The organism is Microbacter margulisiae (genome assembly GCF_014192515.1).
In the GTDB taxonomy this organism is placed as follows: Bacteria; Bacteroidota; Bacteroidia; order Bacteroidales; family Paludibacteraceae; genus Microbacter; species Microbacter margulisiae.
In genome coordinates, this window is the sequence record NZ_JACHYB010000001.1 from 783,355 (window position 1) to 797,546 (window position 14,192).

Below are 14,192 nucleotides of genomic sequence, written 5' to 3' on the forward strand. Positions count from 1 at the left end.
ATATGTTTTGTATTTATTCAAAATTAACTATTAATCCAAACATCAACTGCATCGTGGATGGATAGTATGACAAGGAAGAATTCACTCCAGGATACAATCCATTAATATTTGTACTTTCAGGATCTCCACCAGTGAATTTTGTAAAGGTCTTCAGATTATTTGCGGTAACATATATTTTCATAGAATGAACATCTTTATTCTTAATGGGGACAGTATATCCCAAAGTCACATGATCAATTTTTATAAAATCACCTGGCTCAAGAAAATAATCTGACAATATTCCATAAGACGCATTATTGGTAAGTTTCGAATATTTACTATTTGAATTATACGCACAAGTTAGAACGTTCGCCCCTAATTGTGTAGCTGGCGTCCCCATGTAAAATGCATTAGTATTAAATATTTTATATCCAAAAACACCGCGTAAAAAAATATCCAAACCCCATTGCTTATAATCAAAATGGTTATCAAGATTTGCTGTAAATTTTGGTAATCCATTCCCCACAAATCGTCTATCATCAAAAGTAGCGCTACTTGCAGGTACAACTTCGTTATTTTTATTATAAACTAATAATTCTCCATTTTTATCAACGCCAGCAGACTTTAGCATATAAAAACTCCCGATTCTTTTCCCTGCCTGTAAACGCTGTATTGTCCCTGGACTACCCGGTGCAGCCATACTCACAACATCAACATAATTTTGTCCCTGGAAAAGATTATTGGAAAAAGATAAGAATACATTATTGTCCGTAGCACAATTAAATGAAATGTTATATCTAAATTGTGTATTTTGTATCGCTTTGGCATTCAATTGTACTTCAATCCCTGAATTTCTCATACTACCTACATTAGCATAAGTTTGTTGTACTAGATTGGGAGGATTTGGAACCGAATACCAACCTAACAAATCTTTATTGGTCCGCCTAAAATAATCAACGCTACCTGTTATTTTGCTGTTTAATACTTCAAAGTCAATCCCTGCATTAAAATTGATTGCTGTTTCCCAATGAAGATCATAATTAGCATTTTGAGTAGGTCCCCAATCTTGGTAAGTTACACCATCATATGGATAATAACCAAAACCACCATAAGTATTTTGGGAAAGATAATCTCCAAAATCCTGATTCCCTGTTATACCATAATCTGCTCTTAACTTCAATTCATTTAACCAAGAAAAGCTTTGCATAAATTTTTCTTGAGTTATGCGCCAAGCTATTGATGCCGCGGGGAAGCTTCCCCATTTATGGCTAAGACCAAATTTTGTTGACCCCTCACGCCTTAAGCTAGCCGTAACATAATACTTCTGATCATAATCATAGTTTAATCGTCCAAAAAAAGAAATAAGTTTAGAACTATTTTTATAAGACCCAACATTATTGATGCCTTGAACAAGGTTATAGCTCCCAGAACCCAAATTGTTATATGTTAACACATCCGAGGGAAATCCTTCATTAGCAGCATTAAATCCAGAAGCAACATTTTGTTCATAAGAATAGCCCCCCATCAATATGAAAGAATGTTTACCAATACTTTGGGTATAATTACCAAACCATTCTAAATTGTCTTGATCATACTGATCCAATGATTGAGACGCAGTACTACGTCCACTCCCATGAATAACAGTTGTATTGGTTGAAGGAACAAAATTGTAGCCACGATATTCAGAAGACACATCACTCAAAATGATCTTGGTATATAGATTTTTGCAAATATTCAATTTTAACGATCCATCTATATCAAGATAATTGATCCCTTGCTGAGCAAGTATTGTTTTTGCTGCTTCAACCGGATTATTGCCATTTCCCCCCCAATTAGATTGAATATAATTAAAACCACCTGATGTTTTATCATAAATTGGTTGAGTAGGATTCATTGTCAACGCATAATTGAAATTAGAATAATCTGCCAAATTTGTCCATGCGTGACGAGGTGCTACATTGAATGTTACAGTATACAAATTATCAGATGAAGTATGGTTAACATTGACTCGGGCACCGTATTCTCTTTTAAATGACCTTAAGTCAATACCGTGAGCTGTTTTGTAATCAACTGATGCAAAATGAATTCGTCTTGACTTTTACAAGCTTTAAATACTAAAAAAAGGGAAGAGCCGTTTTATGAAAAGCAAAACTATAAAACACCACTCTTCCCCATGTACTTAGTACTCGACAAAGATACAATAAATAAAGAAATAGTGCCATTCATCCCTGTACCCAAGAGAGGGTTCAGGACAAAGTGTGATATCGCCGAGATTGTTAACTGCATATTGTACAAATTAAAAACAGGTTGTCAATGGCATATGTTGCCCGTTAAAAGTTTATTTTCTAATGTCGTATTGCATTATAAGACTGTTTTCGGTTATTTTCGTACATGGTGTAAATCAGGAGTGTTACAACAAATCTGGTTTGGTTTATTGAATAAATACAGAGCCTCATTGGACATGTCCAGTGTTGATTTGGATGGCAGCCATACCCCCGCATTACGTGGAGGAGAACAGGTTGCTTATCAGGGTCGGAAGAAAAGGAAGACTACCAATGCTCTTTATCTTACAGACAGACAAGGTATCCCATTGGCCATATCAGACCCGATAGAAGGGAATCACAATGATTTACATCAAATTAAAGAACGTTTTACCGACATTATTGATTCGCTGAATAACTCCGATATAAGAGTTGATGGTCTTTTTCTTAATGCCGATGCAGGTTTTGACTCTGCGGAGTTCAGAGAATTCTGTTCTTCCCATGAAATAATACCCAACATCGCTATTAACTGGCGTAACGCAGCACATACGGATGATATATTCTTCGATGAATTGCTCTATCAGCAACGCTATTGCATAGAAAGAACCAATGCATGGATGGATAGTTTCAGATCTCTATTGAACAGATTTGATGTTACTTGCTCCAGTTGGCAAAGCTTTAACCTTATCGCTTTTATCGTGATACTACTTAAGAAAATTACTAAACAGAAAAAGTCAAGATGACTTCAATAATTAGTTTTATTACCCCCGCCAGAAAACTGTAAAGTTTGCTTCTCTGAAAAGGCAGGAGAGTTCGTAACAGCTTTCATCCAATTGGTACTACCTCCAAAATCGACACCCCTTTTATTAGCCAAAAAATCATCTTTGGAGAGGACAGAAATATTATCATTGACATAATTTAAAGTATAATAAGAGTTATACGTAAGATGAGGAGCTCCTTCTCCATGTTTTGTAGTAATAAGAATCACCCCATTACTTCCTTGTGAACCATATATCGCTGATGCAGCTCCACTTTTTAATATATCAATGGATTGAATATCATCTTCATTCAAGTTGTTAATATCACCTCCAACAACGCCATCTATTACATATAGTGGGCCTAATCCTGCATTACGAGAAGATACGCCCATTAACTGCAAGCTGGGGGTCGCATTAGGGTCTGCAGTTGCAGTGTTAGTTACTGACAAACCAGCAACCTGTCCTTGTAAAGACATAAGGGCACTGTTTCCACCTATAGTAGGCAAGTTTTTTGCGCTTAGATGCGTAATAGAACTAGAAATTTCTTTTTTATTAAGCGTTCCATATCCAATCACCAACACTTCATTTAGAGAAGTTGCTGATTCACTTAATGTTATATTAATAGACTTTTTCTCTACAATCTTCATTTCTTGGTTTTGCATTCCAATAAACGAAAATTCTAACGTTTGCCCGGGAGAAACATTTTGCAGTGTGTAATTTCCATCTGCATCTGTAATCGTTCCTTTCGATGTCCCTTGAATAATAACGGTTACCCCTGGAAGAGGTTCGCCTTTATTGTCAACTACTCTACCTGTAATTTTTTCCGTACCTTTTTGAGATGACGGTACAGTGTATTCCTTTACATTTTGTTTTAGAAATAGGGCAATAAGATTACTGGACTCCATTTTATAACCTATTCCTAATTTTGGCAACAACAAGGATAGGGTTTGCTCAATCGAGCCGTTATCTATGTTTATTGTACATAACTGATCCAACCCTTTCAAGTCTACATTGTAAAAAAAACGATATTTACTTTGCGTTTCTATCAGCTTAATGATGTCTTTCAAGGGTTGCTGTTTGACATTGATGCTGATTTGTGCATTCAGGAAAAGAGGGAAAAATGTCAATAGTACAAAAAAGCACCACATGACATTGCTTTTCCATCTCCTTTTTTTTGTGTTGTTTTCTTTTGTTCTCATACGCGTTAAATTTAAAATTAACATTCAAAAGTATCATCTCAATTATATATACAGACAAGAAATGAAATTCCACTATCTTACTTCGAATTTTAACACATGAGTCAAAAAGAAAGCAACAATCCGATTTATTTTCAGATTGTTGCTTGACAAAAAGAGACGAGTAGATAATTATTTGTTTTTTTCAAACAACACTACTTCGTGATTTTCCATCATGAACTCTAATGGAGAAGTTAATGCCAACAAGTTGAGTACGCTTTCTAAACTGGTATTATTAAGGGTTCCAGTATAATGCTGATGTTTTAATGCTTCGGACGCAAATACCAGATCGATATTGTATTTTCGTTCAAGGGTTTGGGCTATCTCTTCTAACGATTCGTTTTCAATTCTCAATTCATTATAACGCCAATCTGCAAAGTCAATCGCATTCGTTACATTTTCCAATGTCCTTTTATGGGTAACCCTGTTGTATTCTATTCGTTCATTCGGGATAAGCACATCTTTTCCCTCCGGTGTTCCAACACTTACTTTGCCTTTAATCAACACGGACGATACGGTTTTATCATCATCATAGGCTTTGACAACAAACTCTGTTCCAAGCGCTTCTACAGAAATATTGTTGCACTCTACAATAAAAGGCTTAGCAGCATTATGTGCAACTTCAAAATAAGCCTCTCCGGTTAGATGAAGCTCCCTCTTTTGTACATTAAAACCAGGATCACACACCAATTGAGACTGTGAATTTAGCCAGACCTTCGTTCCATCAGCCAAAACTACACTTGCCTTTTGTCCTTTATCAACAGAAACAATATATGGAGAAGTATCTGTATCTATGACGCTTCTCCCTGACATGTAAAGATACATGCCCAATGCAGAAAGTAAAGGTAATAGTATGATGGCCACTTTATACAACCAATTGATTTTTGTTCCATACGGGTGTTTAGATTTTACATCCTTTTTCCCAATTTCTTTTTGGATAGCACTGAGCATACAAGATTGTATTGCAGGGTCAATTCCGGAGGAGGCATTTCCAATTTGCATTTCAAACCAATTCGAAAGTGACGGATCATTTTTCATCCATTCGATTAGCCTAGCAATCTCCTCGTCAGATGCATTGCCGGATACATATCGTTCAAAGATTTTAATATATTCTTCCTGATTCATATATATTTTATCTGTCATTATTATACAGTTGAGATATAGTTTTGTGCTATTCAGAGAAAAGTAATTAGGACATTTCAGGGGATCAAAAATCAAATTATCAAAATACAGTTTATATAGTGTTTTAAGTTGTTTTTCATATAAATCAATGCTTTAGCTAGTTGTGTTTCGATTGTACTTTCTGAAATATGCATTTTCTCGGCTATCCGTTTATTTGACATGCCATATTTACGGCTCAAAATGAAAATTTCCTTTCGTTTTGGAGGCAATTCTCCAATAAGTTTGTCAATAAGACTCTCCAGTATCTTCCGGTCAACCTCTTTTTCCGTTGTATTATCATATTGCTGTTCTGTAATACTCTTTTTTATATATTCAGTATAAACATACTTTACAGTTTCATGTTCATATTCATTCAAAAGCAGGTTTTTGGCTATTGTACATAAAAATGAAAGAAATGATTTGTCCGGATCTATTTTGTTCCGTTGTTCCCATATTTTAACAAATGTACGCTGAACTAACTCTTCGGTAATATAACGATTACCATGTGTCATTTTCAGCATAAAATTATATAATTTACTACTGTAACGATTATACAAGCTCTCAAATGCTGAAGAACTTCCTTTAGCAAGTAACTGCAATTCCTCCTTTTCTGTCATTGTATTACGATTTTGAAGGTTACAAACGTTAGAAGATTAATAAAGAATCTCTTTCTCTTTAGAGAGAAATATGTACATTCATACTGAATGAAAAAGCATTGGGATTTTATGTTTGAAGGCAAAGATATATAAATTATATGATTAATATCTGCTTAAATATTACATTTTACTCAAATTCTAGATTTACCGTTCGCATTAAATTTAGTTTATTGATAAACAACGAAATATATACTGTTATAAATTAAATTCTTGCGTTATATAACATTCTCGACTCTTCTTTTGATTGACAAAATTTCAAATAACCATACTCATCCTTCCCTTGCTGATATTAGTTCATAAGAACATTTTGAATAATTGCACTGTAAACTATACAGAAGAAATGATATGATTTATCTCGAAAAAATTCTGAAACGTAAAATAAGCTACCAACCTGTTATGATCAGTAGCTTATTCACCTTTTTGCCTACAAATTAATACCTGAGAAAAATCAATTAACCCACAACCATACGTCAAAAATAGAACATCAATAAAAGATTGAAATCAAGCATGAAGCGCTATCTCACAGAATGAATTATAATGGAAGCAGGTTTCAGTCCTCGAGAAAAAGCTTGTAATTTGATAATTCCTGCCTGTTTGGTTGATTTAACAATTACCAGGCAACGACCCTTCCATGCTTTTCTTTGAGGAAGTTGATAGCTTTCCGTACTCACAGGATTCGCATTCCCTACACCCACAATAGTTCCTTGTCCTTGAATTTGAAATTTTATCAAATTCTCAGCTTTAGGATCTCGAACGCCGTCAACATCTGTTATTTCAACAGTTACATAACTTAAATCTTGATTATCGGCATGTATTTGCGTCCTATCAGCAGAAAGTTTTATTAAGGCGGGGGCCTTAGCCGTTTTAAGTATGGATACATTGACAGGCTTCGTTTCTGAATATCCAATAGCTTTGAGTGTGCCTGGCTGATATGGGACTTGCCAGATAGCCATATATTTTGTAGAACTATTGGTTTTTTTCCTTCCCAACGATTTGCCATTTAAAAATAGCTCCACTTGGTCACAAGAAGAATAAACATATACTTTTAATGGTTTATTCTTATATCCTTGCCAGTTCCAATCTGCAATTACATCTTGCCAATTCCATTTACTCCACAATGCCCGATTCGGATTTACTTTAAATGAAGGCACTGGATTCTTGACAAATATCGATAACTGATTCTTTTTCCAAAGAGCATCCCGATAGAATGACTGTGACCGTTTCCATCCACAAATATCTATATCTCCACAATATGCTAAGTTCCAGGGATAAAAATCACATGATTGAGGATATCCCCGCCAACCAATACTAGCTTCACCTATATAATCAAAAGCAGTCCACACAAAATCACCAATTACCCAAGGATGGTCTAATACCGCCATCCAATACTCATAAGCTTCTAAAGAATATGACTCTGTGGCAAAAATAATCCGATTAGGATGCCGTAAATGATCTGGTTCATATTGATCCCTTGCATAATTATAACCACAAACGTCCAAATTTGAGAAAAACGGATCTTTATTTTTATTTACGCTATTAACAGCAGCAGTAACACCCCTGCTTTGATCCATCATACGAACGTATTTGGATAATTTACTAGCTACATTTACAACTTTAGCACTATCCATATCTGGAATTTCATTACCAATACTCCACATAATAATTGATGGATGATTACGATCCCGTTGAATCATGCTTTTAATGTCTCTATGCCACCATTTATCAAAATACAAATGATAATCAAATGGATTTTTACCATTTTCCCACATATCAAATGCTTCATCAATTACCATTAAACCAATACTATCACACGCGGACAAAAATGCTGGAGATGGAGGATTATGAGCACATCTGACAGCATTAAACCCACTGGCTTTTAAAAGTTCTATCCTTCGGATCTCTGCCCTATCATATGCTTTAGCCCCTAACGGACCATTATCTTGATGGACAGCTCCTCCTTTTAGTTTTATTGTTTCTCCATTCAGCCTGAATCCTTTTACAGCATCGTAGGAAAGTGTTCTAATTCCAAATACGGTTTTAAGACTGTCCTGTAATTGCGTATTCAAATAAACCTTTGTAATAGCTGCATATAAATTTGGGGTATCAATTGACCACAAATTTGGAGAAGAAATATTTGCATACTGCTTAAACTGATAATTCGAATCTGATGCTATTTTTTGTTCAGATATAATCTTTGTTACATTGTTGCCATGGTTATCCAATAAACATGTAACTAATTTTATATTAGCGACTGAATCAGTTTTATTTTGCACTATAGTTTTAACATTTATATCAGCAGTTTTTTTACTAACCTGTGGTGTTGTAACAGACACTCCCCAATGAGCAACATGTATTGGATTCAATATAGTTAACCACACATGACGATATATACCTGACCCAGAATACCAACGACTATTTTGTCCTTCATTTTTTACCTGAACTGCCAATACGTTTTCCTTCCCAAATCTAATTTTATCAGTAATATCATACCAAAAACTAGTATAGCCATAAGGGTGAAATCCTAAATGCTGTCCATTTAGCCAAACATCAGCATTCATGTAAACCCCATCAAATTCAATTAATACTGTTTTTTTCGTTTGATACAATGGCATTATAAATATTTTTCGATACCAACCAGTACCCCCTATTGTAAAGCCACCACCTACTTGGCTTATTGCATCTTGATTAAAGGGGGAACTGGTTCCAGGTAAATTTTCTATACTCCAATCATGAGGTAAATCCACCTTACACCATCGCGTATCATCAAATTTCATTGCTTCCGCTCCCTGTGCTCCCCCTTTATGAAAAAGCCAGTTATTATCAAAAAGAATCTTTTCTCTTTTAACATTGGTCCCATTTAACACTATTGAAGCTGAATACTGTCCTTGAACACAAACAGAGTTCAATATCATCTGTAAGAACAGAATCAGTGATATACGGTATAATTTTATTTTTTGACACATAACTAGTAATTTAATAATAACAATTTCAAATAAGATATATAAGCTTATACTTCAGTCTATCTTTTCATTTATTCATCGTAACACTAGCATTCATCATCAACCGACAGGCATATCAGTGTTGCTTGTCATAATAGAGGGCGGCTGCTCCCAGGACTCCGCATGATTCCAGTTCCGAGACCACCAGCCTGAACTTCTCCAACGACTTCTGATAGGTAAACCTCCGGATGCTTCTCCACATGGATTCCTGAAACAATTCGTAGGATTGGCTGATTGAACCTCCCAGGATAATCAATTCCGGATCATAGGCATACAGGATCATCTTCACCGCATTCCCCAGATGTATCCCAAAGGATTCAAAAATGGCCAGTGCTTCCTTATCTCCTGCTACTGCCTGCCCGAATACCTTCTCTCCCGTCGTGTCGTAACAATTACGGAAAAACTGTCCGCTGGCAAAATATTCATAATTGTGATCCAGATAGGCCACCTCGCCAAATTCTCCTGCCCCGCAATTAATGCCTTCATAGAGCTTATCATGGATTATGATCCCCGATCCAAGACCGGTACCGATGGTCAAACCTACCATCGAATGAACACCGCGACCCTGCCCGAAGTACTTCTCTCCCAGGGCAAAACAGTTCGCGTCGTTATTCACATAGACCGGAATATGGTATCTTTCTTCCATCATGCTCCTTAAATGCACCTCTTTCCAGGAAGGGATGTTCTGCACGTCATACACAATTCCTTCTTCCACATCCACCACACTGGGAACCCCGATACCAATGGCTCGTGTTGTGGGCTGCATGAGGGCATCAACCTGCAGGTATAATGCCTCCAGTACTTCTTGTTCATTACCGCCGGCAGGGATAAGTCCCGAGACAAGATGTGTAATCCTTTGTCCTTCCACCAGGCCAGCCCGTACCTGGGTGCCGCCCAGATCAATCCCGATGATTTGTTGGGTATTCATGTGTTTATATGTTAGTTTTTGGTACTCATCCAAAGTCAGAAATCAAGAACCAAGAGCAACAACAGGTCTAAAGTCTAAAGTCAATCTGTTATGGGAACGTTGGATTAACCGGATTACCGATTTTCCCGGTTCTTCCTTATCTTCTGGACTTCATTTAACTTCCAAACTTCGTGCTGTTTCATCTGTTATTCTGTCATTCAGTGATTTGATCCCTCCTGTGGCCATGCCGGATAGTCTTGTTCACAATGATCGGCCTGGCCCAAAAGCCTACACTGAGGATATAACCAAGTGTCAGGTACAGGAAATACATACCGGTGCGCAAACCTACATGGTCGCCAAGCCATCCAATGACCAGCGGGACGATGGCTCCTCCGATCACTCCGGTTAACAGGATGCCGGAAAAGGCACCATGATGCTCTTGCAGGGAGTTCAGCGCCAGGGAGAAGATCACCGGGTACATCACCGAGGCAAAAAAACCTACCAGCGGAAAGGCTACCAACACAATGCCTCCCTTTGCAAACAATCCAAGGCTCAGCGATACAATGGCCATCACCGTGAATCCTACCAGTACCTTGCGGCTGTCCATGAGCTTCAGTAATCCAAGCCCCAGCAATCCTCCCGCTGTCATAAAACCCCAGAAATAGGCTACCGCCCTGGCGCCTGTAATCTGTGGGTCATAGTGGTGGTAGGCATAGAGGAACTGCGAAATCCAGTTGGCCACGCCCTGTTCTGTGCCAACATAACAGAAGATGCCGATAAAGAACAGGACGACAACGGGCTTCCTGAGAAGGGCGATGTGTACCTGCAACGCAGGAGCTTTTTCTTCATCGCTCAGGATGACCTTCGGGAACCGGGATACCAGGATGATGGCAATCATTGCCAGGCTGACAACAACAAACAACCAATAGAGCGAAACCCAGGGCAGGTTGTGCGGTACCAGCGAGGCCAAAAGGGAATGAGTGCCTCCCGTGGTGTCAAGATCGGTCACCAGGCAGGAATAGACCAACGGGCTGAGAAAGGAGGCCAGCCCGAAGATGAGTTGTGCCAGAACGGAATTGAAGGCGTAGTGTTCTTCCCCGCCTGAGGTGCGCAGCAGCGGGTTAATGACCACCTGCAGCATCGCCATCCCGCAGCCGATAAGGAACAGGGATACTACTGCCGTTAGGTAGTTGGGAAACAGCGCCAGCATCAGCGCCCCGACAAATGAGATGGTAAACGCGGCTGCCATCATCTTCTTTTCCTTGTATTTCTCAACCAGGATGCCTGCCGGAATGGAGATAATGCCATAGGCAATAAAGAAAGCAAATGGCAGAACGGCCACCAGCGTGAGGTTCAGATGGAAGCCTTTGATAATGTCGGGAACCAGCGGCCCGATGATGTTGGTCAGGAAAGAGATCACAAAAAAGGTCAGCAGGATCAGCGACACGATATAATAGTTCCTCCTGGGATGGGATTGGTTTTTCATTGTCTTGTTCTATGATGGGATATTGTATTTCCGGATATCGTTTTTTTAATGTTATATCTTACAAACAGCAGCAGGGATGGGTGGTCATTTTACATTCCACCCGCCTACCGTCACTTCTGCCGCATCGCCGTGCAGGTCGGCACTATGGCAATACCCTGATATGGTTCGTTCTTCCCCAGGCAACAGGGTGAAGTAGTTCTCTCCCCAGAAGACGGGCGTCACAGAGGCATCCCTGGTTTTATCCTTCAGGTCGAGATAGACCATAAAGGCCAGCTGCTTCGTGGGGTTCTTCAGCTTTACCGTTACCCGGGTGTTGCCTCCCTGTTGTGTCACACTCACACGTTTGTCCAATGTCACCATGGGTAATTGCTGTAACATCGTAAGGTCGGCATATTGCGACTGGGGTGTGATATACCAGTTGCTTTTGGCTTCATCCAGCTCGTCGTGCCTGGTGGAGAGTACATAAAAATTGGTGCTGATCAATTGATGTGTTGTGTTATAGAGGCGCAAATCCAGGAACCAGGTGGTGCTCACATTGAGATCAGATGGTAAAGTAACCACTTGCTTCGTTGCTTGTGCAGGAAGGGAATGCAGGGATATGGTTTGATGGAATACTGGTTTCATGTCGAAATCAAATACCCTGACTTCTGCGGAAAGGCCATTGGCCACGGCGGATGTGTTATTCATCGCATCAATACTGTTGTTCCCGTAATTATAGGATATGTGCAGTGGCTCGTTGGCGCTTTGGGCTCCGTAAAAGGCTCCGGTGGGCATCAGGTAGTAATCGTAGAGTTGCCACCATAGTTTTGGCCATGAGGCATTGTACATCCACTGGATAATGCCGGTAGCCCTGAAACGGTTGGCTTCAAAGGCTTCATACATCGCCCGCATGCCTTCATAATTGAGGTATTGGGCTTTGCGCAGGTAATCCTCCAAATCTTTGGGGGCACCCAACCGGTTATCCATGGCGCGGTTATAGGCTGTCAGGTTATGGAAAGCCCCGCGTGCTGCATGGTACATCCACGCGCTGCCGATAGGCCAGATCGAATCGTTGGGGATCATCTTCTTCAGGCTCTCCAGCACCGGTATCTCCGGACCGGGGCCTGTCTCCGTATTAAACCCGAAAGCGCCTCCATGAGTGGTATCGGCATACCAGTACATCGGGGGAACGTAGTCATACGGCCCGCGCATCTTCACCGCTGACGGTCCTGTCAACACACTGGTGTGCTCGGCTGCCGAGGATACCGAGGGCCGTGTCGGATCATACTTCTTCAAAATATCTAAGTAACGCTTCTCCAGGGTGGGACGCGGCCATTTGTCACTCCCGTAAAGCCACAGGAAGATGCTCGGGTGGTTGCGCAGCCAGATGACCTGATCCTGCCACGAACCGGCGGCGATGTCGTTTTGTTCAGGGGTGATGATGGCACTGTATTGATCGTCTTTCGTCTTCATGAGGTTCGACCACTCCCACTGGCAACTGAAGCCTGCCATGATCAGGATACCTTTTTCGTCACACAGGTCATAGATGTGCTGGTCATGACCCCAGAACCCTTCCATCCGGATGGCATTCAGGTTCATGTGGACGGCATAGTCGATGCCGGCTGATTCATAGGCTGGCGTGGCATTCAGGAACATCGGGTCGGTCCAGCCTCCTCCCTTGACCAGTATCTTCTTCCCGTTCAGCCGGAATCCCCTGTGTCCTTCTTTCGTGATATAATCGGATACCTCCCGGATCCCAAACCGGAGATAGTTATTGTCCGAGAGTGCCTTGCCGGCATAGAACTGCAAATGGAGGTCGTACAGGTTGGGCTTGCCCAGCGTATGTACCCACCATAGCCGCGGATGGTCCATCTTCAGTTGTGGAAACCGGGATGGCGTAAAGCGTATTTCCTTGCTTGTGTAAGGGGGAATGGTGACTTGTTGTGAAAAGGCGACCGTGTTCCCGATCATGCCCCTGAGTTCCCCTGACATACGCTGGCCGCTATGGTTATGCAACCGGGCGCTGATGGTAATTGCTGCATGGTCGAGGGTCGCAGTATCTACCTGGGTTTCCACAAAGGGTTCTGCTATGCTCACAGGCCCGCTGCCCAGTAACTCCACATCACGCCATATGCCCATGTTGTGATCGGCCGGTTCGGGGTTCCAGTCTACAAAGCCGACACTTAATTCTCCTGCTCCTGCCCTGGTGACTTCCAGTGCCAGTACATTGGTGCCTTTCCTTATGTAGGGGGTGACCTCCAGCACAAATTGCCTGAAGCTTCCCTGTAGTGTATCTGAAGAGGCAATCTTCTTCCCGTTTAACCATATATCGGCACGGTAGCTGATCCCATTGAAACGAAGGCGGTAGACCTGGCCGGCGGAAGGTGTTCCAACTGTAAAGGTTGTCCTGTACCACCAGGGAACATTAAAGAGGCTCTCGGGTATCTTCTCCAGGTTACGGCCATAGAAGATGTCCTTGTAGATGCCGTCGTTGACCAGGGAGCCTAAGATACTGCCGGGAACGGTAGCTGCATACCAGCCTTTCGTGGTGGCATTCGCTCCCGAGAGCATTGTCCCGTCGGATCCGGCTTTTGCTGAGGATTGTATCTGCCAGTTGCTTCGTATCTCTTCTTTTTGAACGTTCCACTCTCCGGCTTTGGTTGCGTTTGCCGGGAGTGCTGCGGATAATGCCAGAAGCAGCCCGGTTATATTCAAATAGCGTTTCATGATTGCTGTTGTTTTATGATTAGGTTATATATATAAAGGGTACA

The 14,192-nt window shown here is 40.7% G+C and carries 9 protein-coding genes; 1 reads left to right on the plus strand and 8 read right to left on the minus strand.

All coding sequences use genetic code 11. The features are described from left to right. Positions 1-13 precede the first annotated feature (13 nt). Positions 14-1,957, minus strand: coding sequence for a TonB-dependent receptor domain-containing protein (locus tag FHX64_RS03345; protein ID WP_343053486.1), 1,944 nt, complete (start codon positions 1,955-1,957; stop codon positions 14-16). Positions 1,958-2,152: 195 nt separating this feature from the next. On the opposite strand from FHX64_RS03345, the gene FHX64_RS03350 reads away from it, so the two are divergent. Then, complete coding sequence (locus FHX64_RS03350) at positions 2,153-2,983, plus strand: IS5 family transposase (RefSeq protein WP_183411862.1); 831 nt, start codon at positions 2,153-2,155, stop codon at positions 2,981-2,983. A gap of 2 nt (positions 2,984-2,985) precedes the next feature. On the opposite strand, the gene FHX64_RS14280 is transcribed toward FHX64_RS03350, so the two are convergent. The 7 genes from FHX64_RS14280 to FHX64_RS03385 form a co-directional block, all read right to left on the minus strand. Continuing rightward, positions 2,986-4,197 (minus strand): carboxypeptidase-like regulatory domain-containing protein, encoded by a 1,212-nt coding sequence (locus tag FHX64_RS14280; RefSeq protein ID WP_183412419.1) that lies wholly within the window; start codon positions 4,195-4,197, stop codon positions 2,986-2,988. A gap of 168 nt (positions 4,198-4,365) precedes the next feature. Beyond that, on the minus strand, positions 4,366-5,376 hold the full coding sequence (locus FHX64_RS03360) for a FecR family protein (protein ID WP_183412420.1): 1,011 nt from the start codon (positions 5,374-5,376) through the stop codon (positions 4,366-4,368). Between the two features lie 71 nt (positions 5,377-5,447). After that, positions 5,448-6,011 (minus strand): RNA polymerase sigma-70 factor, encoded by a 564-nt coding sequence (locus FHX64_RS03365; protein WP_183412421.1) that lies wholly within the window; start codon positions 6,009-6,011, stop codon positions 5,448-5,450. 554 nt (positions 6,012-6,565) lie between these two features. Next, positions 6,566-9,013: a glycoside hydrolase family 2 TIM barrel-domain containing protein gene (locus FHX64_RS03370; RefSeq protein WP_221202136.1), complete on the minus strand. Its 2,448-nt coding sequence runs from the start codon at positions 9,011-9,013 to the stop codon at positions 6,566-6,568. Between the two features lie 112 nt (positions 9,014-9,125). Continuing rightward, a complete protein-coding gene (locus tag FHX64_RS03375) occupies positions 9,126-9,977 on the minus strand; it encodes an ROK family protein (protein WP_183412422.1) in 852 nt (283 codons plus the stop codon). Between the two features lie 193 nt (positions 9,978-10,170). Next, positions 10,171-11,442, minus strand: a complete 1,272-nt coding sequence (locus FHX64_RS03380) for an MFS transporter (RefSeq protein WP_183412423.1) — start codon at positions 11,440-11,442, stop codon at positions 10,171-10,173. Between the two features lie 84 nt (positions 11,443-11,526). After that, a complete protein-coding gene (locus FHX64_RS03385) occupies positions 11,527-14,148 on the minus strand; it encodes a glycoside hydrolase family 2 protein (protein ID WP_183412424.1) in 2,622 nt (873 codons plus the stop codon). Positions 14,149-14,192: the final 44 nt, after the last annotated feature.

Excerpts from the sequence above, each read along its gene's own strand:
- FHX64_RS03350 (WP_183411862.1), top strand. The coding sequence starts at position 2,153 with ATGTACTTAGTACTCGACAAAGATACAATAAATAAAGAAATAGTGCCA.
- FHX64_RS14280 (WP_183412419.1), bottom strand. The coding sequence starts at position 4,197 with ATGAGAACAAAAGAAAACAACACAAAAAAAAGGAGATGGAAAAGCAAT.
- FHX64_RS03360 (WP_183412420.1), bottom strand. The coding sequence starts at position 5,376 with ATGACAGATAAAATATATATGAATCAGGAAGAATATATTAAAATCTTT.
- FHX64_RS03365 (WP_183412421.1), bottom strand. The coding sequence starts at position 6,011 with ATGACAGAAAAGGAGGAATTGCAGTTACTTGCTAAAGGAAGTTCTTCA.
- FHX64_RS03370 (WP_221202136.1), bottom strand. The coding sequence starts at position 9,013 with ATGTGTCAAAAAATAAAATTATACCGTATATCACTGATTCTGTTCTTA.
- FHX64_RS03375 (WP_183412422.1), bottom strand. The coding sequence starts at position 9,977 with ATGAATACCCAACAAATCATCGGGATTGATCTGGGCGGCACCCAGGTA.
- FHX64_RS03380 (WP_183412423.1), bottom strand. The coding sequence starts at position 11,442 with ATGAAAAACCAATCCCATCCCAGGAGGAACTATTATATCGTGTCGCTG.
- FHX64_RS03385 (WP_183412424.1), bottom strand. The coding sequence starts at position 14,148 with ATGAAACGCTATTTGAATATAACCGGGCTGCTTCTGGCATTATCCGCA.